At 46.5% G+C, this 20411-nt stretch carries 16 protein-coding genes and 1 pseudogene; 13 read left to right on the forward strand and 4 right to left on the reverse strand.

From position 1 onward, the window contains the following. The first annotated feature begins 5 nt into the window (after positions 1-5). The 7 genes from yesZ to NSQ16_RS03825 all read left to right on the forward strand — a co-directional run bounded on the left by yesZ (position 6) and on the right by NSQ16_RS03825 (position 10278). The gene (gene yesZ / locus NSQ16_RS03795) at positions 6-1997 is read left to right on the forward strand and encodes a beta-galactosidase YesZ (protein ID WP_327838023.1); all 1992 of its coding nucleotides are present in this window, start codon (positions 6-8) and stop codon (positions 1995-1997) included. Positions 1998-2040: 43 nt separating this feature from the next. Continuing rightward, positions 2041-4614 (forward strand): hypothetical protein, encoded by a 2574-nt coding sequence (locus tag NSQ16_RS03800; RefSeq protein ID WP_327838021.1) that lies wholly within the window; start codon positions 2041-2043, stop codon positions 4612-4614. 121 nt (positions 4615-4735) lie between these two features. Beyond that, positions 4736-6244, forward strand: a complete 1509-nt coding sequence (locus NSQ16_RS03805; protein WP_080529044.1) for an extracellular solute-binding protein — start codon at positions 4736-4738, stop codon at positions 6242-6244. A 54-nt stretch (positions 6245-6298) separates the two neighbouring features. After that, entirely contained in the window at positions 6299-7255 is a 957-nt protein-coding gene (locus tag NSQ16_RS03810) for a sugar ABC transporter permease (RefSeq protein WP_015482931.1), read from the forward strand. Between the two features lie 13 nt (positions 7256-7268). After that, positions 7269-8156, forward strand: a complete 888-nt coding sequence (locus NSQ16_RS03815; protein WP_003242715.1) for a carbohydrate ABC transporter permease — start codon at positions 7269-7271, stop codon at positions 8154-8156. An 8-nt stretch (positions 8157-8164) separates the two neighbouring features. Continuing rightward, positions 8165-9508 (forward strand): alpha-galacturonidase LplD, encoded by a 1344-nt coding sequence (gene lplD, locus NSQ16_RS03820; RefSeq protein ID WP_217024733.1) that lies wholly within the window; start codon positions 8165-8167, stop codon positions 9506-9508. Between the two features lie 74 nt (positions 9509-9582). Next, on the forward strand, positions 9583-10278 hold the full coding sequence (locus NSQ16_RS03825) for a DUF421 domain-containing protein (protein ID WP_014479125.1): 696 nt from the start codon (positions 9583-9585) through the stop codon (positions 10276-10278). A gap of 36 nt (positions 10279-10314) precedes the next feature. Here NSQ16_RS03825 and hmoA read toward each other — a convergent pair whose 3' ends face one another. The 3 genes from hmoA to NSQ16_RS03840 all read right to left on the reverse strand — a co-directional run bounded on the left by hmoA (position 10315) and on the right by NSQ16_RS03840 (position 11693). Beyond that, a complete protein-coding gene (hmoA, locus tag NSQ16_RS03830) occupies positions 10315-10641 on the reverse strand; it encodes a heme-degrading oxygenase HmoA (protein WP_014479126.1) in 327 nt (108 codons plus the stop codon). Between the two features lie 103 nt (positions 10642-10744). Next, positions 10745-11107 carry a VOC family protein gene (locus NSQ16_RS03835; protein WP_003233803.1) on the reverse strand — a complete coding sequence of 121 codons (363 nt, stop codon included), beginning with the start codon at positions 11105-11107 and terminating at the stop codon, positions 10745-10747. A gap of 91 nt (positions 11108-11198) precedes the next feature. Beyond that, complete coding sequence (locus tag NSQ16_RS03840; RefSeq protein WP_160221423.1) at positions 11199-11693, reverse strand: hypothetical protein; 495 nt, start codon at positions 11691-11693, stop codon at positions 11199-11201. Positions 11694-11890: 197 nt separating this feature from the next. On the opposite strand from NSQ16_RS03840, the gene NSQ16_RS03845 reads away from it, so the two are divergent. From NSQ16_RS03845 to NSQ16_RS03865, 5 genes and pseudogenes are all read left to right on the forward strand, one after another. Continuing rightward, positions 11891-12763 (forward strand): STAS domain-containing protein, encoded by an 873-nt coding sequence (locus tag NSQ16_RS03845; RefSeq protein WP_029317447.1) that lies wholly within the window; start codon positions 11891-11893, stop codon positions 12761-12763. A 154-nt stretch (positions 12764-12917) separates the two neighbouring features. Then, on the forward strand, positions 12918-13085 hold the full coding sequence (locus NSQ16_RS03850) for a YezD family protein (protein WP_003244522.1): 168 nt from the start codon (positions 12918-12920) through the stop codon (positions 13083-13085). Positions 13086-13194: 109 nt separating this feature from the next. Continuing rightward, a complete protein-coding gene (locus NSQ16_RS03855) occupies positions 13195-13839 on the forward strand; it encodes a Bax inhibitor-1 family protein (protein WP_041056996.1) in 645 nt (214 codons plus the stop codon). Between the two features lie 68 nt (positions 13840-13907). Beyond that, a pseudogene (locus NSQ16_RS03860) lies at positions 13908-14245 on the forward strand (FAD-dependent monooxygenase); the annotation flags it as partial. Positions 14246-14492: 247 nt separating this feature from the next. Next, positions 14493-15599 (forward strand): restriction endonuclease, encoded by a 1107-nt coding sequence (locus NSQ16_RS03865; RefSeq protein ID WP_080480836.1) that lies wholly within the window; start codon positions 14493-14495, stop codon positions 15597-15599. A gap of 213 nt (positions 15600-15812) precedes the next feature. Here NSQ16_RS03865 and NSQ16_RS03870 read toward each other — a convergent pair whose 3' ends face one another. After that, positions 15813-16883, reverse strand: a complete 1071-nt coding sequence (locus NSQ16_RS03870; RefSeq protein ID WP_230488064.1) for a DUF3900 domain-containing protein — start codon at positions 16881-16883, stop codon at positions 15813-15815. Between the two features lie 149 nt (positions 16884-17032). On the opposite strand from NSQ16_RS03870, the gene cypD reads away from it, so the two are divergent. After that, a complete protein-coding gene (gene cypD / locus NSQ16_RS03875) occupies positions 17033-20218 on the forward strand; it encodes a bifunctional P-450/NADPH--P450 reductase (RefSeq protein ID WP_003233791.1) in 3186 nt (1061 codons plus the stop codon). Positions 20219-20411 lie beyond the last annotated feature (193 nt).

Here is a 20411-nt window from a genome sequence, read left to right on the forward strand (position 1 = left end):
ATGGGATGAGAAAACTGTATCATGGTGCTTGCTATTATCCGGAATTATGGGATGAAGAGACGATTCAGCAGGACATTGACATCATGCGTGAAGTTGGCGTAAATGTTGTGCGGATCGGCGAATTTGCCTGGTCTGTCATGGAACCTGAAGAAGGAAAAATTGACGTCGGTTTTTTCAAAGAAATCATCGCCCGGCTGTATGAAAGCGGGATCGAAACGATTATGTGCACGCCGACGCCTACCCCGCCAATTTGGTTCTCACACGGCCGGCCCGAACGCATGCATGTCAATGAAAAAAGAGAGATCATGGGGCATGGCTCCCGTCAGCATGCCTGTACGAACAACCCGTATTTCCGAAAAAAAGCCGCCATCATCACCACAGCCATCGCCAAGGAGTTTGGCCGGCTCCCGGGGCTGATCGGATGGCAGCTAGACAATGAGTTTAAATGCCATGTTGCAGAATGCATGTGTGAGACATGTTTGCGCTTATGGCATGACTGGCTCAAAAATCGCTACGGGGTGATTGAGCGCTTGAATGAAGCTTGGGGAACCGATGTGTGGAGCGAAACCTATCAGACGTTTGAGCAAGTCCCGCAGCCGGGACCGGCCCCGTTTCTGCATCACGCTTCCCTAAGCACCATGTATCAGCTGTTTTCGATGGAGATGATCGCTTCGTTTGCGGATGAACAGGCCAAAATCATCCGCTGCTATTCAGATGCGCCGATCACGCATAACGGATCAGTCATGTTCAAAGTGGACAATGAGCGAATGTTTCAGAATCTCGATTTTGCCTCCTATGACACGTACGCTTCGCAGGAAAACGCCTCTGCCTTTTTATTGAACTGTGATTTATGGAGAAATCTGAAACAGGGGCGCCCGTTTTGGATTTTGGAAACGAGTCCGTCGTATGCCGCCTCGCTTGATAGCTCCGCTTACCCGCACGTAGACGGGTATTTGCAGGCCGAAGCCGTATCGTCCTACGCCTTAGGAAGCCAGGGATTTTGCTACTGGCTATGGCGACAGCAGCGTTCAGGCAGCGAGATTTCCCACGGTTCGGTTCTCAGTGCCTGGGGCGAACCCGCCATTGGCTACCAAAATGTGCTGGCGGTTGAGCGGGCAAGAAAGGAAATCGAGCCTGTTATTCTATCGACTGAACCCGTTCAAGCCGAGGCGGCGATGACTTACTCTGACAGAGCAAAAGCATTTATTAAAACTGAGCCTCACCGGGGACTCCGGCATCGTTCGCTTGTGACGCATTTTTATGAACGTATTCTCAACACGGGGATTCACCGTGATCTTATTCCGGAAGGCGCTCCACTGGACGGCTATCGCTTGCTGTTTACGCCATTTGTGCCGTATTTGTCTTCTGAATTTATCAAAAAAGCTTCGGCATTCGCTGAAGCGGGCGGCATCTGGATCACCGGGCCGCTGACAGGAGGGCGCACATGCGAGCATACCATTCATACCGATTGCGGACTTGGCGAACTTGAGAAAACGTCAGGGATCAAAACACTGTTTACCTTTCCGATGAATGAGAACGTGAATGCAGGAAAAGCGTTTGGCATCACGGCGCCGCTCGGACTATGGAGCGCGGTGTTTGACACAGAGAGCGGAAACACCCTTGGCACGGTTGAATCAGGACCGGGGGCGGGCCATGCATTTCTGACGGAACGGAATTACGGCGAGGGGAAAATTGTCATGCTGGGCTCGCTTCCATCCGGGAAAGAAGGGGATGCGATGCTGGAAGCGCTCGTTAGGCATTACGCGGAGGAAGCTGTTATTTCCAGCCGGTCGGATGTTACGCCCGGCACGATCGTTGCCCCGCGCAAAGGCGATAACGGCCTTGTGTGGATCATCGTGAATATGGATGGAAAAGGAGGAAGTGTGACACTGCCGGAAGCGGGAACAGATCTGTTGACGCACCGCTTGGAAAAGGCGGGGAGGCTGGCGGTCGGACCGCATGAATACCGTGTGATTCAATTTGACAATCCCAGCTGATTCTTTGCATCGAATCAGCTTTTTTCTATGGAGGGAGCGACCGATGAAAAAGATCAAATGGTTATCAGGACAGCCAAAGGTGATAAGCGGTGTGACGTGGGGCGTGCCATGGAAAAAAGGAGAATTAAAAAAGGGTGACCGTCTGGCGCTTATGAATGAAAACGCGGAAACGCGATATGTGCAAAGCGAACCGTCGGCCTATTGGCCGGACGGGAGCATCAAGTGGACAAAGCACGCGGCGGTGTTTGGCGGTCAGGAAAACCAAAGCTTTACAGTGCACAAAAGAGAAGTGCCGCAGCCAACTGAATCGCTCAGCATTCATGAGACAGAGCATGATATCCAAGTGGATACAGGAGCACTCGTTTGTACCATTCATAAAACAGGATCTGATTTCATTCAATCATTGCAGATCAATGGAAAGCCGATCGCCGCAGGCGGGAGGCTCGTTGCGATAAGAGAAACGAGAAAGGAGTCAGCGGCGGAAACGGTTCTTTTTCAAGAAACGTCTGTCAGCTTTATCAAACGGGCGGCGATTGAGCAGAGCGGTCCTGTCAAAGCAGTAGTCAAAATCGAGGGAGTGCATGTGCTCCATAAAACGAATGAAGAATGGCTGCCGTTTGTCATCCGATTGACGTTTTATGCCGGGCTGTCTGAGATCGGCCTTGTGCACACGCAGCTGATTGACAGGAGCGGTAAACAAGAATTCATTAAGGGGCTCGGCATCGAATTTGCCCTTTTTTTGGAGGGAGAGCCGTACAACCGCCATTTCCGGTTTGCGGGAGAGAAAGGGATGTACAAAGAACCTTCCCAGCTGTTTGGCACACGGAAATTCAATGAACGATATCCGCTTTATGAAAAACAAATCAATGGCGAAATGCTGTCTCCAGATGAAGAGCATAAGGAATGGTTTACACATGGCACACAGAATGCGGTTTGGGACGATGTGAAGCTTGTTCAGGATTCAAGCGATCATTACAGCCTGTCAAAACGGACCGGAAAAGATTATGCGTGGATCGGCATGCTGCATGGCTGTCGGGCGAAGGGGCTTTGCTATGCGGGCGGCGAAAATGGCGGTGTGGCTCTCGGCCTGCGGTATTTCTTTGAGAAATATCCTTCAGCACTGGAAATCACAGGTCTTGCCGGCAGCCGCCCCAAAATGACTATCTGGCTTTGGCCTCCGGACGGCGAAGCGATGGATTTGCGGCATTATACAGGAAACACCCACGTGGCCAGCGCGTATGAAGGCTTTGATGAAATGCGCTCTGATCCGACCGGCATTGCGAACACAAATGAAATCAGCCTGGCGTGCTTTTCGCACATGCCGTCTGACGAAGTTCTCGATGCGCTCGCTGACAAATGGCAGGCGCCGCCGCTCATTGTATGCGAGCCGGACGTTTATTACGAATCAAAAGCACTCGGGGTTTGGAGCATCATTGACACATCCCATCCGCTCAAAAAAGAGCTGGAGGAACATCTCGATGCGGCCTTTCTGTTTTATAAAAAGGAAGTAGAGCAACGCAGATGGTACGGTTTTTGGCATTATGGCGATGTCATGCATACGTATGACCCGATCCGGCATATGTGGCGGTACGATCTCGGCGGATACGCATGGCAAAACAATGAGCTCGTTCCGACCCTATGGCTGTGGCAGGCGTTTTTCCGCTCAGGCAGAGAGGATATCTTCCGAATGGCAGAAGCCATGACCCGCCATACGAGTGAAACGGACAGCTTTCACCTCGGTGAATATGCCGGGCTTGGCTCACGGCATAATGTTGTGCACTGGGGATGCGGCTGCAAGGAAGCGAGAATCAGCATGGCCGGGCTTCATAAATTCTATTATTATCTGACGGGTGATGACCGGACGGGAGATCTTTTGACAGAAGTGAAGGATGCCGATTATGCCCTTGTCAAAACCGATCCGATGCGCGCTTTTTACGAGAAAGGCAAGCACCCGACTCACGCCAGAACGGGACCGGACTGGGCGGCGTTTTGCTCGAACTGGCTGGCGGAATGGGAGCGGACCGAAAATCCGGAATATCTCAAAAAAATCGAAACGGGAATCAACTGTCTGAAGCGGCTGCCGCTCCGCTTATTATCTGGCCCGACATTTGAATATGATCCGGCGACCTCGATGCTTCATCACATGGGAGACGGCATTGCGGGCGGATATCATATGATCATTGCCTTCGGCGCGCCGCAAGTGTGGATGGAGCTGGCTGAGCTTCTTGATGACCGGGAATGGGAGGATATGCTGAGTGAATTCGGCGAATTTTACACACTCAGTGATGAGGAAAAACGGAAAAAAAGCGGAGGCGCTCTTCATGACGGGCATTTTCACTGGCCGATGTTCGCCGCCGGTATGACAGCCTACGCCGCGAGAAAAAAACAAGATCCTCATCTCGCCGCCAAAGCGTGGAATCTTTTGCTAGAAGATAAGCTCAGCCATACGCCGCTTCCGATCAAACCGGAGCGCATCGAGACATGGACGCAGCTAGAGGAGCTTCCATGGGTGACAACGAACACTGTCTCTCAATGGTGTTTAAATGTCATAGCGGCGCTGGAACTGATCGGAGATTCCCTTCCGGCAAAAAAAGAAACATCGGGCAAAAAAGGATAACAGCCGGAATTTCATAGGAGAAATGGTGCAAAAAATGAAGATTGCAAGAATTTATGTAAGCGCTTTATATTGAGAGGGGCAAAGGGGAAATGCAAATTGAAAAAAGGGGGACTTACGCAACATGAAAATAAGAATGCGAAAAAAATGGATGGCCTTGCCGCTTGCTGCCATGATGATCGCCGGATGCAGCCATTCGGAAACATCCAATTCAGCAAGCGGTTCGAAAGATACGATCAAAATTATGGCGCCGCTCTTATCGCCGGAAAGCCCGAGTGATAAAAGCCCTTCATTAAAAGCGCTCGAAAAATACACAGGCAAAGAGATTAAGGTCACATGGGTGCCTGATTCATCCTACAACGACAAATTCAACATCGTCATGGCTTCAGGAGAGATGCCTCACGCGATTGTCATTAAAGATAAGTCAGCCGGCTTTATCAAGTCTGTCAAAGCAGGGGCGTTTTGGGAGCTGTCTCCTTATTTAAAAGACTACAAGAATTTAAGCCAGGCAGATGAAAAGATTTTGAAGAACAGCTCGGTGAACGGCGAGGTGTACGGAATCTATAGAACGAGGGATCTGATCAGGGCGTGTATGATCATCAGAACCGACTGGCTGAAAAATGTCGGTCTGGATATGCCGGAAACGCTTGATGATTTCTATGAAGTGCTGAAAGCCTTTAAGGAAAAAGATCCTGACGGAAACGGCAAGGATGATACGTACGGCATGGTCGTGCCGAAATGGATGGGACTCGGCAACGGAAGCCCATGGGATGTTCTGCAAATCTGGTTCGGCGCTCCGAACCGCTACGGTGTTGAAAACGGAAAGCTGATTCCGGATTTTACAACGAAGGAATACATGGATGCGCTCACGTTTTTTAAAAAGCTCTATGATGAGGGATTGATCAATAAGGACTTTGCTGTCATGGATTCTGCGAAGTGGAATGATCCGGTTGTAAAAGGAAAAGCGGGTGTCATCGTTGATACAGGCTCAAGAGCGTCTCAAATCCAAAGCGCGATGGAGGAGGCGGATGAGTCGAACAAGGATATCATTGATATCGTCGGCTCGCTTGAGGGACCGAATGGCAAGCGCACCTTCCCGACATCTGGTTATTCAGGCATGATCGCGATACCAAAATCAAGCGTCAAAACCGAAAAAGAGCTGAAAGAGGTGCTGTCCTTCCTCGATAAGATGAATGATAAGGAAGCGCAGATTCTCACGAACAACGGAGTGAAGGGCCGTAATTACGAGCTCAAGGACGGCGTATTCACCTCACTTGAAAAAAATAACAAATCTCTTCTGTATGAGCATGAAGGCTTGGCACAGTTCAGCATGTCGATTCCGAAAAGCGAGTATTACATCGAAGACCAGAAAACCAAGCTCTTCCAGCATCGCAAGGACATCATAACCGAAGGAGAAAAAATAGCCGTCTTTAACCCAGCTGAGTCGCTTGTATCTGATGTCTATACCCAAAAAGGAGCCCAGCTTGACAACATCATCCTCGACGCGAGAACACAATTTATCATTGGAGAAATTGATGAAAAAGGGTTCGCTGATGCAGTGGAGCTTTGGAAAAAAAGCGGCGGCAATGACCTGATGAAGGACTTGAACAAATTGTACCAATCGTCAAAATAAACCGATGCGCCTGCCTTTCGGCGGGCGCCCCGGTATCACGAAAGGAGAACAGATATGGAAACAGTGCCGAAGAAGGGAGATTCACCTGTTCTCACCGCTGGAAAAGGCATCAGCTGGATGGCTGCGCTCAAACGGGACAAATGGCTTTATCTTCTTCTTATTCCCGGTCTGCTTTATTTTTTGATTTTTAAATACTTGCCGATGTGGGGCGTGCTGATCGCTTTTAAAGACTATTCGCCATATCTTGGCTTCTGGAAAAGCGAATGGGTCGGTTTTGATTATTTCAAAGACTTTTTTATGAATCCGGATTTTTTCCGGCTGCTGCGCAACACCCTCATGCTGGCGAGCCTGGATCTTTTGTTTGCCTTTCCCGCGCCTCTCATTTTAGCCCTGCTTTTGAATGAGGTAAGAAAGGCCGCGTATAAAAGATGTATCCAAACCTTTATTTACGTACCCCATTTTGTATCATGGACAATTGTTGTCAGCATCACCTTCGTTTTCTTTACTGTCGATACAGGTGTGATCAACAAAATGATCATGAGCCTGACAGGTGAGCAGATTTCTTTCTTGTCGGATGCAGACTGGTTCCGGCCGATGATTGTGATGCAAAGCATTTGGAAGGAAACAGGCTGGGGAACGATTCTATTTTTGGCAGCGCTTGCTACGGTTGATCAAGAGCAGTATGAAGCGGCCATCATGGACGGAGCGGGGCGGTTCAGGAGAATGTGGCATATTACGCTGCCGGCGATCAGAAGCACCATTATCGTTTTGTTGATTTTAAGAATCGGCAGCTTTTTGAATCTTGGCTTTGAACAGGTGTATTTGATGACGAACTCACTCAACCGCAGTGTGGCTGACATCTTCGACACGTATGTGTATATGATGGGGATTACCCAAGGGGCGTATAGCTACAGCACGGCGGTCGGTTTGTTTAAATCAGTTGTCGGGATTATCTTGATTTTTGGCGCCAATTACATTGCGAAAAAGTTTGATCAGGAAGGATTGTTTTAGAGGAGGGAGAGGTATGGCTGAAATTCACACGATGCACAACACCAAAGCCGGACGGGTGTTTGACGTCTGCAACATTCTGTTTCTCGGCGGTGTCGGCGCGATTACCATTTTGCCGTTTTTATATATTATCGCCGGTTCCTTTGCGACAGAAGCGGAACTCGCCCAGCGGAGCTTCTTTATTTTCCCGAAAACCTTTACACTTGATGCTTACAAGTATGTGTTTTCGACACCGACGTTCCTTCGAAGCATGGGCGTGTCCATCTTCATCACGGTGGTTGGGACGGCTGTACAGCTGTTTTTCACCTTCACGATGGCGTATCCGCTGGCGAAGCGGCATGTGAAGGGACGGAATCTGCTGTTGAATCTGGTGATTTTCTCCATGCTGTTTTCAGGCGGCATGATTCCGACGTATCTTGTCGTAAAATCACTTGGCCTTTTGGATACGTATTGGGCATTGATTCTGCCGATGGCGATTAATCCGTTCAACCTTATTATTATCAAAAACTTCTTTCAGCAGCTGCCGCGCGAGCTGGAGGAATCAGCAAAAATTGACGGCTGTTCCGAAATCGGCGTCTTCTGGCGGATCGCCCTGCCCCTGTCAAAGCCGGTTATTGCGACCTTTGCGCTGTTTTATGCGGTCGGGATTTGGAATGATTTCTTCCACGCTCTCTTATATATCAATGACAGTGCAAAATGGCCGCTGCAAATGGTGCTTCGCCAAGTCACGATTTTATCGGATTTAACGGCGACCAATGGCGATACGATGCAAAATGCCGTTCCGCCGGAGCAGGGAATTAAACTCGCTGTCATTGTCATTGCGACGCTGCCGATTTTGGCGGTCTATCCATTTTTACAAAAACACTTTGCAAAAGGAATGCTGATCGGTTCGGTGAAAGGCTGAGAAAGGGAGTGTTTCATATCAGTACATTAGATCAGATTAAGATTGCCTATATCGGCGGGGGGTCCCAAGGCTGGGCCAGAAGCCTGATGAGTGATTTGTCGATTGATGAAAGGATGTCAGGCACGGTGGCGCTCTATGATCTTGATTTTGAAGCCGCTCAGAAAAATGAAGTGATCGGCAATCACAGCGGGAACGGCAAATGGAGATATGAGGCTGTTTCTACTTTGAAAAAGGCGTTATCAGCCGCGGATATCGTCATTATTTCCATTTTGCCGGGATCACTGGATGATATGGAAGTCGATGTCCACTTGCCTGAGCGCTGCGGTATTTATCAGTCTGTAGGTGATACTGTCGGGCCTGGAGGGATCATCAGGGGCTTGCGTGCTGTGCCGATATTTGCGGAAATTGCCCGGGCAATAAGAGACTACGCACCTGAATCATGGGTCATTAATTATACAAACCCGATGTCTGTCTGTACAAGAGTGCTGTATAAAGTGTTTCCCGGCATCAAAGCGATTGGCTGCTGCCACGAGGTATTCGGGACGCAAAAGTTATTGGCGGAAATGGTCACGGAAAGGCTGGGGATTGAGGTGCCGCGGCGTGAAGATATCCGCGTTAATGTGCTCGGCATTAACCATTTTACATGGATCACAAAAGCCTCTTACCGCCATATTGACCTGCTGCCTATATTCCGTGAATTCAGCGCGCACTATGGGGAATCAGGAGGATATGAGCTGGAGGGGGAAAGCTGGAGGGACAGCGTCTTTTGTTCGGCACACCGTGTTGCGTTTGATTTATTTGAAACGTATGGCGCCATCCCTGCTGCGGGAGACAGGCATCTGGCAGAGTTTCTTCCCGGCCCATACCTCAAACAGCCTGAAGTATGGAAATTTCATCTCACACCTATATCATTCAGAAAACAAGACAGAGCTGAGAAACGACAAGAAACAGAACGGTTGATCGTGCAACAACGAGGCGTTGCTGAGAAAGCTTCGGGAGAAGAAGGCGTGAATATCATAGCGGCTCTTCTCGGATTGGGTGAACTCGTCACAAATGTAAATATGCCGAATCAAGGCCAGGTCTCAAACCTTCCTATACAAGCCATTGTCGAAACAAACGCATTCATCACAAGGAACCGTGTCCAGCCGATTTTGTCCGGAGCGCTTCCGAAAGGTGTGGAAATGCTGGCGGCTAGGCATATATCCAATCAGGAGGCAGTGGCGGAAGCAGGTTTAACAAAGGACACTGGCCTCGCGTTTCAAGCCTTCCTCAATGACCCGCTTGTCAAGATTGACCGCAGTGATGCAGAGCAGCTTTTCAATGACATGCTCCAATGCATCATGCAACGTTGAGCGGAGTTTTTCCGGTTTAGAAAGGAAAGCATTGACCATACTGATAGTATTATCAAGAAGTAGGTGCTATCAATATGGGAAATTATTTAAGTGTTGCGGTAGAACTGGTCTGCGGTTTAGGCATTTTATTTATCATCTTAAAGCTTCTCGGGAAAACCCAATTTTCTCAAATTACGCCGTTTGACTTTATCTCTGCTTTAATTTTAGGAGAATTGGTCGGAAATGCCGTTTACGATCATGAAATCAAAATCAAAGAAATTATTTTTGCTTCGCTATTGTGGGGCGTGCTGATTTATATTATTGAATTTATCACGCAAAAAATGAAATCATCGCGAAAGTTCTTGGAGGGCGAGCCGAATATCGTCATCCGCAAAGGGGAGCTTCAATATAAAGTATTGAAGAAAAATAAGATGGACATTAACCAGCTGCAAAGCCTTTTGAGGCAAGCGGGGAGCTTTTCGATTCAAGAAGTAGAATATGCGATTTTGGAAACAAACGGGATGGTCAGTGTGCTTCCAAAATCCGACTTTGACAAACCGACCAATAAGGATTTGCAGATTCCTTCGAAGTCTGTTTCCCTGCCGATCACTTTAATCATAGATGGAGAGATTGTCCGGGATAATCTGAAGGAAGCAGGTGTGGATGAACAGTGGCTGAAGCAAGAATTGAAAAAGAAGAACATTGATAAGACGGAGGACGTGTTATTTGCAGAATGGCATAAAAATAAGCCGCTGTATACCGTAACATACGAACAAAGCAGATCAACATGACTCTTAGAAAAAAGCTTGCAGCAAGGCGCAAGCTTTTTATTGATTGTATGTCCCTTGTTTGACAGCACGTACATGGTACATGCTCACTTCAGTGCTGATCAGATAGTCAGGCTTTGGTTTGCCTTTGTTTGCTTTATGGCCAGCGATATGCGCATCGCTTTTTTCCCATTGCTTCCAGCGATCCTCTGATTCCCAGCGAATCATGACAACAACTTCTTCATCACCGCGGCGCACATTTTTCTCAAGCACTGTCACATCAATTAAACCTTCTTGTTTTTCAATGATTCCTTCAGCGCTGAAACGTTCTATGACTTTATCTGCAAAGCCTTCTTTAACCGTCATTTTTCTCAACTGTACAAACATTTGTCTCACTCCAATCATTCTCACATATGAATAATTGTAAATGAAATTCATTCTCATTGTCAAAGAAAGCGCAGGGCGGAATCGAACCGCCGTGCGCAACAGTTTATTCTTTTAATAAAAACACATTTCCGTCTTCGTCCTTAAATTGAACGAAGGTGCCCCACTCCATTTGATTGGGCTCACCGAGAAATTCTACACCATTTGTCTTCATTTTCTCGTATGTACCAAAGATGTCTTCGCATTCAAACACAATAGAAGCCTTCATTTGCTCTGAGCCTTTCATCATGGCTTTCGGGTAAATGACTAAACGAGTCTCGGCTCCTTTTGGCGCAACCTCCAGCCAGCTTGCTTCAGGTCCCATTGGGTGGTCCGCTGCAATATCAAAGCCTACCTTCTCTGTCCAAAATTGCTTCGCTTTCTGCTGGTCCTCGACATATACAGCAACAGTGCCAATTTGTTTGATCATAGGGAAACCTCCAAGTTGAAAAGATAATAATACTATAACCTGTTTACGGACGAAGTAACATAAAAAAATCAGCCGGGAAACCGGCTGATTATTAAAATGAGCAGCTCACAACATCGATGTGATTTGTGTCTAAGGCGAAATAAACCCAGCGGCGCCGTGAGGAATCCCAATAAAAGCCGCCGACGGATCTTCTGCCAAGGATGATCGGGTAAAACCAAAATGAGCGGCCATTGGTTAACCAGACATAGGTAAATCGGAAAAGGCAAGGACGAATGGTGATTGGTTCAACTAACAAAACGGCTCCTTGAGAACCCTGCGGTTTTGGGGGTTTCGCTGGTATTTGGGAAGGAGGAGGTCCCTGCGGCGCACCGTCGAAGCCTGGGCTGGCACCGCTGCCAATACCAGGGCCGGAGCCGCCGCCAAAGCCTGGAACAGCGCCACCGCCAATGCCAGGGCCGGAGCCGCCGCCGAAGCCCGGAACAGCGCCGCTGCCAATGCCAGGCCATGGATATCGGTATTCATATTCAAAAGCAGGCCAAGGCTCATAAAAATGCCCCGCAAACATATAAGGATCAACATAATACATGTGATAACGTCCTTTCTCATTGTAAACTGTACATTGCAGTTTATGCGGGCGGACTCTTATTGGTGCATTCGCCTAAGGATATGAAGCAGGAATGCTCTCAGAGAGCAGAATCATTTGATTTTTCTCTAGTCTTATTCACAATTCCGATTTATCATTTTATAATGAAAGTGCTTCTATTACGAAAAAGGAGACAGACCGTGAATATCGATCAATTATTATATCAATATATCATAGACAACACTGCGGATATTACTGAGAAATGGTTCAGTTTGCGTTGCCAGCTAAAAGGCGAGCTATATTCCGCCAGCCATTTAAGTGAAGAAACGAAAACACTTTTAACCGAGCAGCATACATTTACCAATATAACAATCGCAAGCGCATTTCTGGAGGATCAAACCGATTTTCAAGAAAACATGACAAAATGGGCGCAAAACGTTGCGAAAAACAGGGTAGAGCAGGATGTTCAAGTTCATGAGGTCGTAGAAGCCATATCCAATTCAAGAATCTCATTCTGGGACGCAGTCGTCACATTTATAAAAGAGAATCAGGAGATTGTGACAAATGAGGATGCAGACCGATGGAACCGCATTGTGAATCAGTCGTTCGATAAGCTGATTATTGAATTCTCCGAGCAGTACCAAAAATTCATGCTGATGAGGCTCACATCTCAGCAGGAATTGATCTCAGAGCTTGGCTGCCCGGTTATTTCCATTGCCGATGGAATCGGGATATTGCCGCTTATCGGCTCAATTGATACAAAACGGGCACAAGTCATTTTAGAAACAGTGCCGGTCCGCTGTGTCGAGAGAAAAATCACAAGCCTCGTCGTTGATCTTTCGGGTGTTCCGATTGTGGATACCATGGTGGCTCAGCAATTGTACAACCTGTCTAAAACACTTTTCTTATTAGGCGTCAAAGCCGTATTTTCAGGGATTCGCCCTGATGTGGCCCAAACATCGATTCAATTGGGGCTTGATTTTAGTGAATATGAAACGTACGGCACGCTGAAGCAGGCATTAGAAAACATGGGTGTCCGCTGTATTGTTGAGGAATTGGAAGAAAACAAATAGGAAGTTTCCAGGCATATGAGTGTCCGTCACCGGGTGATCATATGCCTTTTTGATTTGAACAGAAATCACCATTGATTTATCGAAAAAAACATAATATTATAATTCTTATAAGAATACTATGAATTAAAACCTATTCAACAGGGGGGAAGGTCTTTTGGTTTCAAAATCAACGATTGATCCGGAAGTGATTGAAAAAATCATCAGCTCGCTGGAAACACTCGATTTCGGCACAGTTCAGATTACGGTTCATGATTCTCAGATTACCCAAATTGAGAAAATAGAAAAGCACCGTTTTTCGCTGAAAAGGAAAGAATCAAAATGATAATGTAAAGGGCGTTTGTTTTCATTAAATTCTCCTTAAAACATATACATATTTCATCCAATTTTTATATAATAGACCTTTAAGATCATTTTTTAGGAGGATTTTTGACATGCAAGCTACGGTTCACGAGAGTAAGCAATCGATCATGCAACGCATTTTGACAGTCTTTGTCTTCACATTGCTGATCGCGACTGTCGGCCTTTTTATCGGCCAATTTGTTCCTGTCGCTTTGATGCTGCCGCTATCTATTCTTGAAGTGGCGATGATTATTCTGGCCTTCTGGATGCGCAGAAGAAAAGCGGTCGGGTATGCGTTTGTATATACATTCGCGTTCGTTTCCGGCATTACCTTATTTCCGATCGTCAGCCATTACGCTTCCATCGCCGGCGCCTATGTCGTGCTTGAAGCCTTTGGCTCTACATTTGTCATTTTTGCCGTCTTAGGCACAATCGGAGCAAAAATGAAGAAGGATTTATCCTTCCTGTGGTCCTTTCTGCTGGTAGCGGTGCTCGCCCTCGTTGTGGTAGGGATTTTCAACATTTTCAGCCCGTTAAACTCAGCGGCGATGATGGCGTATTCCGTGATCGGAACCATCGTCTTTTCCCTTTACATTTTGTATGATTTGAATCAAATCAAACACCGCCACATTACGGAAGACTTGATTCCGGTTATGGCGTTATCGCTGTACCTAGACTTTATCAACTTGTTCATCAACCTGCTCCGCTTCTTCGGCATTTTGAGCAGTGATGATTAATGAAAAAGCGCCTGTCTTTGGATAGGCGCTTTTTTTCCATACATAAAAAGGGCAGATGGAGTGTTTATGAGTATCCTATCATTTTAAATACGCTGGAGCAGGTCACAGTGCTGGAGCCATGGTACGAAGACCCGTCATCATCGGCGGAGACGCCGCCCACGCCGGTGCGCCAACCCTGGCACAAGGAGCGGCAATGGCGATCGAGGATGCCATCGTCCTCGCCGAAGAACTCCAAAACCACGCCGACCACGAAACAGCATTACAGGCGTACTATAAAAGAAGAGCCCCACGAGCGCTCAAAGTCCAGAACCTATCATCTGAAATCGTCCGCCGCAGGCTGAAAGGAGAGCCGGGAGCGGAAGAACTGATTGGGGAGTGCTATGCGGTGTTGAGGGAAGGATATTAAATAGTAAAAGTCCAGATAACTTGGCTTTTATATTTTCTTCTATAACTAATTAGTATATAAACTATTTTTTTCAATTGTAGTATAATTCATGTAAGATTACAAAATTTATCATATAAAAAATAATATCTAAGCTTTAAGTAGACTATAGATGTACTGTGTTACAAACACACGCACTGACGTGTTCGTTATACTTAGAAGGATTAACTTTAAAAATGTTGAAATTCAGGGATTGTAGGGGGCTATAACGTTGAATTTAATATCAAAAAGAAAGTTGTCAGAAGCTGTCGGTTGGTCAGAGAGTGGCGGGAGAAGGTGGATTAATTACTTTAGTGACTATATTCCACAAACTAAGAATGGAAATAGTATTTTATATAATGAAAGTTCAATAAAGGTTTTAAAAATTATAAAACAGCTCAGTGAAAGTGGTCTAACTCAAAAGGAAATTTTAAAATTAATCGTAGAAAAAGGACTGCCCAAGGATATTTACGAAGTTAATGAAATAACTAAGAATGTAAATTCTAACCCGAATGATATACCCTTATCAAGAGACATTATGATTCCCTTTTTGCTTGTAATTAGAGACAAAAAGCCCTATACTTCAAGCTATATAAACGAGGAGTTAACTAAATATTTTATGTTAACCGAAGAACAAAGATCGCGTTCTTACGAGAATAGTAAAGATTCTATTTTTATAACTAGGATAAGACAAGTAAGGTATGGATTAAAAAAATCCAATTACATAGAGGAAATAAGTCAATCAACCTACCAAATAACCCAAGAAGGGTTATCATTGATAAACGACAATCGTAATGAAATTCAAGAAGAAATTGAAGATATGGAGGAAGTAAAAGATCCATTTGAAGTAATGACAGAAAAGTTTGATGATATTAGAAAAGAACTGGCAAAATCAATTATTCAAAAAATTAAAAAAGCCCATTGGAAAAAACTTGAATACATTATTGTTGAATTACTAGTAGCTATGGGTTATGGTGACGGTAAAATTACCGGTAAAACAAATGACGGCGGAATTGACGGTATTATAAAAGAAGATAAATTAGGATTAGATAATATATATCTCCAAGCGAAACGTTGGGATAACCCTATTGGAAGAGAATTGGTTCAAAGTTTCTCTGGTGCACTTGATGATATGGGAGCTAAGAAGGGAGTTTTTATTACAACTTCATACTTTACGAAAAATGCAATCGAGTATGCAGAACGATTGCAAAGCAAGAAAATTGTTCTTATTGACGGTGAGACTCTTGCAAAACTTATGATTGATTATGATATTGGAGTTAATATTAAAGAAAAGTTTTTTGTGAAGAAAATTGATTTTAGTTATTTTGACGAGGAATAAAGATTTCTATTAGTTTGCTAATATAAGCATTTACTTTATTTAATTGAATCGAATCCGACATAAAGAAGGAGCCCAGTTTTTTCAAACTCCTTCTTTATTTGTGACAATCTCATTTAAACTTACGAATTGTAATACCTTTCCTAAAAACAAAATCCGTGATCCACATCAAGTATTGCTCAATGTAAAGATATACTCATAATGTTCTGTTTAGTTTCAATCTCCTAAATTTTTTTTGCTTATTCTTTCTACAATCTCCCTCAAACCCTCAGGCTTATAAAACTCCACCGGTGAACTGCCTTTCTCAAACGAAATCGTCTCGGCTTCAATCAGCGCGACATAGCGCCCGTTTACTTTTGCGAGATGAATAGAATCGCCAAAATCCGCTAGCAATCCCTTAATCTCTGTTTCTCCGACTTTCATTTTCAGCTGGGCCTCTGGCGTGTGCTCGATGATTTGGGCGGAGGCTTCGATGACTTGATGGGTGTCGAGGCGCTCTTGGATTTCCCGTTTTTCGCTTGCTTCCCAAATTTCAATGTCGTGCTCGAACTGCTTCAGTTCTTCGCTGTTGTCTTCAAATGTCTCGTAGACGTGCTCTTGTACCATGTTCATGACCTGATTTTTCATGATTTCCGGCATCGATTCTCTGTACTCGACGAATTTCAGAAAGTCCTCAAAATAGCGGGCGTGCGAGGCCTGGTGGATTTTCAGTTCACCTTCCTCGACCATTCCTTCCTCTGGCATGTACGGGTATTGGATGCTTTTCATGTTTTTTGTCGTGATCGCCATTTCGACTTTTTTAATGAGAGAAGACGCGTCAGAGATGCGGGCGACCTTCGGCTCAAAGTCACATTTCATAATGAAGACAAATGACTCGTCAAAGTATTTTCTCGGCACGGCTGAAGCGACGAGAAACACGCCGCCGCGGACTGCGCTTGTGTCGAGGTACGTGCGGACGAACTGCTCACTCAGCTCATTGAAGTCTTCTTTTGTTTCCGCCAGACGCGCGCGGTTGAACATGTTGTAGTTTGGGTTGGAATCAAGCTCGTGGCCGGGCTCGACGATAAAATGGCCGATTTTCGTCGGCACCTGCTCAGACTGCGGATGACGTTCTGCTTTCCGTTTGACGATTTTTTTCAGTTCCCCGTCGAGAAAGTCCTTCAGCTCGCTTTCTTCAAATTCACTCGTATCAAGGGTCTGGAAGTGCTTGAACTGCTTGTTCGCCTGCTCATCTTTGCCTTCCACCTGTATGACATAAAAGGATAAAAACCGAATTTCAAAATCCATATATAAACTCACCTTATTCGCGTATTGTACAGCTTCTCAAGTATAGAAAAAACAGCGATCATGCGTCAATTGGGAGAACGGAATAATCATGACCATGAAAGGGAAATGTAGTCAAATAGAAGGCATCTCATACGGAAAGGAATGGTTCGATGAAGGAAACAAGCCCGATTCCTCAGCCGAAGACGTTTGGGCCGCTCGGCAATTTGCCTTTAATCGATAAAGACAAGCCGACGCTTTCGCTGATCAAACTGGCGGAAGAACAGGGCCCGATTTTTCAAATCCATACACCCGCGGGCACGACCATTGTAGTGTCCGGCCACGAATTGGTGAAAGAGGTTTGTGATGAAGAACGGTTTGATAAAAGCATTGAAGGCGCCTTGGAAAAGGTCCGCGCGTTTTCCGGTGACGGATTGTTTACGAGCTGGACGCATGAGCCTAACTGGAGAAAAGCGCACAACATTCTGATGCCGACGTTCAGCCAGCGGGCCATGAAGGACTATCATGAGAAAATGGTTGATATCGCTGTTCAGCTCATTCAAAAATGGGCAAGGCTCAATCCGAATGAAGCAGTCGATGTCCCGGGAGATATGACCCGGCTGACGCTCGACACCATTGGGCTATGCGGGTTTAACTACCGCTTTAACAGTTACTACAGAGAAACGCCCCACCCGTTTATCAACAGTATGGTGCGGGCGCTTGATGAAGCGATGCATCAAATGCAGCGGCTTGATGTTCAAGATAAGCTTATGGTCAGAACAAAGCGGCAATTCCGCCATGATATTCAAACGATGTTTTCGTTAGTCGACAGCATTATTGCAGAGCGCAGGGCGAATGGAGACCAGGATGAAAAAGATTTGCTCGCCCGCATGCTGAATGTGGAAGATCCGGAAACGGGTGAAAAGCTCGACGACGAAAATATCCGCTTTCAAATCATTACGTTTTTGATTGCCGGCCATGAAACAACGAGCGGCCTGCTTTCCTTTGCGACTTATTTTTTATTGAAGCATCCTGACAAACTGAAAAAGGCGTATGAAGAGGTCGATCGGGTGCTGACGGATGCAGCGCCGACCTATAAACAAGTGCTGGAGCTTACATACATACGGATGATTTTAAATGAATCACTGCGCTTATGGCCGACAGCTCCGGCTTTTAGCCTTTATCCAAAAGAAGACACAGTCATTGGCGGAAAATTTCCGATCACGACGAATGACAGAATTTCTGTGCTGATTCCGCAGCTTCATCGTGATCGAGACGCTTGGGGAAAGGACGCAGAAGAATTTCGGCCGGAACGGTTTGAGCATCAGGACCAAGTGCCTCATCATGCGTACAAACCATTCGGAAATGGACAACGGGCCTGTATCGGCATGCAGTTTGCCCTTCATGAAGCCACACTTGTGTTAGGCATGATTCTAAAATATTTCACACTGATTGATCATGAGAATTATGAGCTTGATATCAAACAAACCTTAACACTTAAGCCGGGCGATTTTCACATCAGGGTTCAAAGCCGTAATCAGGATGCCATTCATGCAGACGTTCAGGCAGTTGAAAAAGCCGCGTCTGATGAGCAAAAGGAGAAAACGGAAGCAAAGGGCACATCGGTCATCGGTCTTAACAACCGCCCGCTTCTCGTGCTGTACGGCTCAGATACCGGCACCGCAGAAGGCGTCGCCCGGGAGCTTGCTGATACTGCCAGTCTTCACGGCGTAAGGACAGAGACAGCACCTCTGAACGACCGGATTGGAAAGCTGCCGAAAGAGGGAGCGGTTGTCATTGTGACCTCGTCTTATAATGGAAAACCGCCAAGCAATGCCGGACAGTTCGTGCAGTGGCTTCAAGAAATCAAACCGGGTGAGCTTGAGGGCGTCCATTACGCGGTATTTGGCTGCGGCGACCACAACTGGGCGAGCACGTATCAATACGTGCCGAGATTCATTGATGAGCAGCTTGCGGAGAAAGGCGCGACTCGGTTTTCTGCGCGCGGGGAAGGGGATGTGAGCGGTGATTTTGAAGGGCAGCTTGACGAGTGGAAAAAAAGCATGTGGGCAGACGCCATTAAGGCATTCGGACTGGAGCTTAATGAAAACGCCGATAAGGAACGAAGCACGCTGAGCCTTCAGTTTGTCAGAGGGCTGGGCGAGTCTCCGCTGGCTAGATCGTACGAAGCCTCTCACGCATCCATTGCTGAAAATCGTGAACTTCAGTCTGCGGACAGCGATCGAAGCACCCGCCATATCGAAATCGCATTGCCGCCGGATGTTGAATATCAAGAGGGCGACCATCTTGGCGTATTGCCAAAAAACAGCCAAACCAATGTCAGCCGGATTCTTCACAGATTCGGTTTGAAGGGAACCGACCAAGTGACATTGTCGGCAAGCGGCCGCAGTGCGGGGCATCTGCCATTGGGCCGTCCTGTCAGCCTGCATGATCTTCTCAGCTACAGCGTCGAGGTGCAGGAAGCAGCCACAAGAGCGCAAATACGTGAACTGGCGGCATTTACAGTGTGTCCGCCGCATAGGCGCGAATTAGAAGAACTGTCAGCAGAGGGTGTTTATCAGGAGCAAATATTGAAAAAACGAATTTCCATGCTGGATTTGCTTGAAAAGTATGAAGCGTGCGACATGCCGTTTGAACGATTTTTAGAGCTTTTACGGCCGTTAAAACCGAGATATTATTCGATTTCAAGCTCTCCAAGAGTGAATCCGCGGCAAGCATCGATCACAGTCGGTGTCGTGCGCGGCCCGGCGTGGAGCGGCCGTGGCGAATACAGGGGTGTGGCATCAAATGATTTAGCTGAGCGTCAAGCCGGTGATGATGTCGTGATGTTTATCCGCACACCGGAATCCCGGTTTCAGCTTCCGAAAGACCCTGAAACGCCAATTATTATGGTCGGGCCAGGCACGGGAGTCGCGCCATTTCGCGGTTTCCTTCAAGCCCGCGATGTTTTAAAGCGGGAGGGCAAAACGCTCGGTGAGGCTCATCTCTATTTTGGATGCAGGAACGATCGGGATTTTATTTACCGAGATGAGCTTGAGCGGTTTGAAAAAGACGGAATCGTCACTGTCCACACAGCCTTTTCCCGAAAAGAGGGCATGCCGAAAACATATGTCCAGCATCTCATGGCTGACCAAGCAGATACATTAATATCAATCCTTGACCGCGGTGGCAGGCTTTATGTATGCGGTGATGGCAGCAAAATGGCCCCGGATGTGGAGGCGGCACTTCAAAAAGCGTATCAGGCTGTCCATGGAACCGGGGAACAAGAAGCGCAAAACTGGCTGAGACATCTGCAGGATACCGGTATGTACGCTAAGGATGTCTGGGCAGGGATATAGATAAAGAAGACTGGAGACATCCAGTCTTTTTAGTCCTTTCGAAAAAATGGTGATCGCGCTAAACATTGATGCATACAATAACTTCAGTCCGCCGGAAGGGCGGGCTGTCTGCAAAACCTATTTTTCGTTTTTGCTAGTTTATGTTATTCTTATACTCGGTATCTATTTCTTTTTTCAAAGGCACACATGACAA

Origin of the sequence: Bacillus sp. PS108 (assembly GCF_037963335.1) — a bacterium.
Classification (GTDB): domain Bacteria; phylum Bacillota; class Bacilli; order Bacillales; family Bacillaceae; genus Bacillus; species Bacillus subtilis.

What these genes read in the sequence shown, in the direction of transcription:
- NSQ16_RS03805 (WP_080529044.1), top strand. Translation starts at nt 4,736, where the DNA reads ATGAAAATAAGAATGCGAAAAAAATGGATGGCCTTGCCGCTTGCTGCC.
- cypD (WP_003233791.1), top strand. Translation starts at nt 17,033, where the DNA reads ATGAAGGAAACAAGCCCGATTCCTCAGCCGAAGACGTTTGGGCCGCTC.
- NSQ16_RS03835 (WP_003233803.1), bottom strand. Translation starts at nt 11,107, where the DNA reads ATGATCAAACAAATTGGCACTGTTGCTGTATATGTCGAGGACCAGCAG.
- NSQ16_RS03870 (WP_230488064.1), bottom strand. Translation starts at nt 16,883, where the DNA reads ATGGATTTTGAAATTCGGTTTTTATCCTTTTATGTCATACAGGTGGAA.
- NSQ16_RS03810 (WP_015482931.1), top strand. Translation starts at nt 6,299, where the DNA reads ATGGAAACAGTGCCGAAGAAGGGAGATTCACCTGTTCTCACCGCTGGA.
- NSQ16_RS03800 (WP_327838021.1), top strand. Translation starts at nt 2,041, where the DNA reads ATGAAAAAGATCAAATGGTTATCAGGACAGCCAAAGGTGATAAGCGGT.
- NSQ16_RS03825 (WP_014479125.1), top strand. Translation starts at nt 9,583, where the DNA reads ATGGGAAATTATTTAAGTGTTGCGGTAGAACTGGTCTGCGGTTTAGGC.
- NSQ16_RS03840 (WP_160221423.1), bottom strand. Translation starts at nt 11,693, where the DNA reads ATGTATTATGTTGATCCTTATATGTTTGCGGGGCATTTTTATGAGCCT.
- NSQ16_RS03855 (WP_041056996.1), top strand. Translation starts at nt 13,195, where the DNA reads ATGCAAGCTACGGTTCACGAGAGTAAGCAATCGATCATGCAACGCATT.
- yesZ (WP_327838023.1), top strand. Translation starts at nt 6, where the DNA reads ATGAGAAAACTGTATCATGGTGCTTGCTATTATCCGGAATTATGGGAT.
- NSQ16_RS03815 (WP_003242715.1), top strand. Translation starts at nt 7,269, where the DNA reads ATGGCTGAAATTCACACGATGCACAACACCAAAGCCGGACGGGTGTTT.
- hmoA (WP_014479126.1), bottom strand. Translation starts at nt 10,641, where the DNA reads ATGTTTGTACAGTTGAGAAAAATGACGGTTAAAGAAGGCTTTGCAGAT.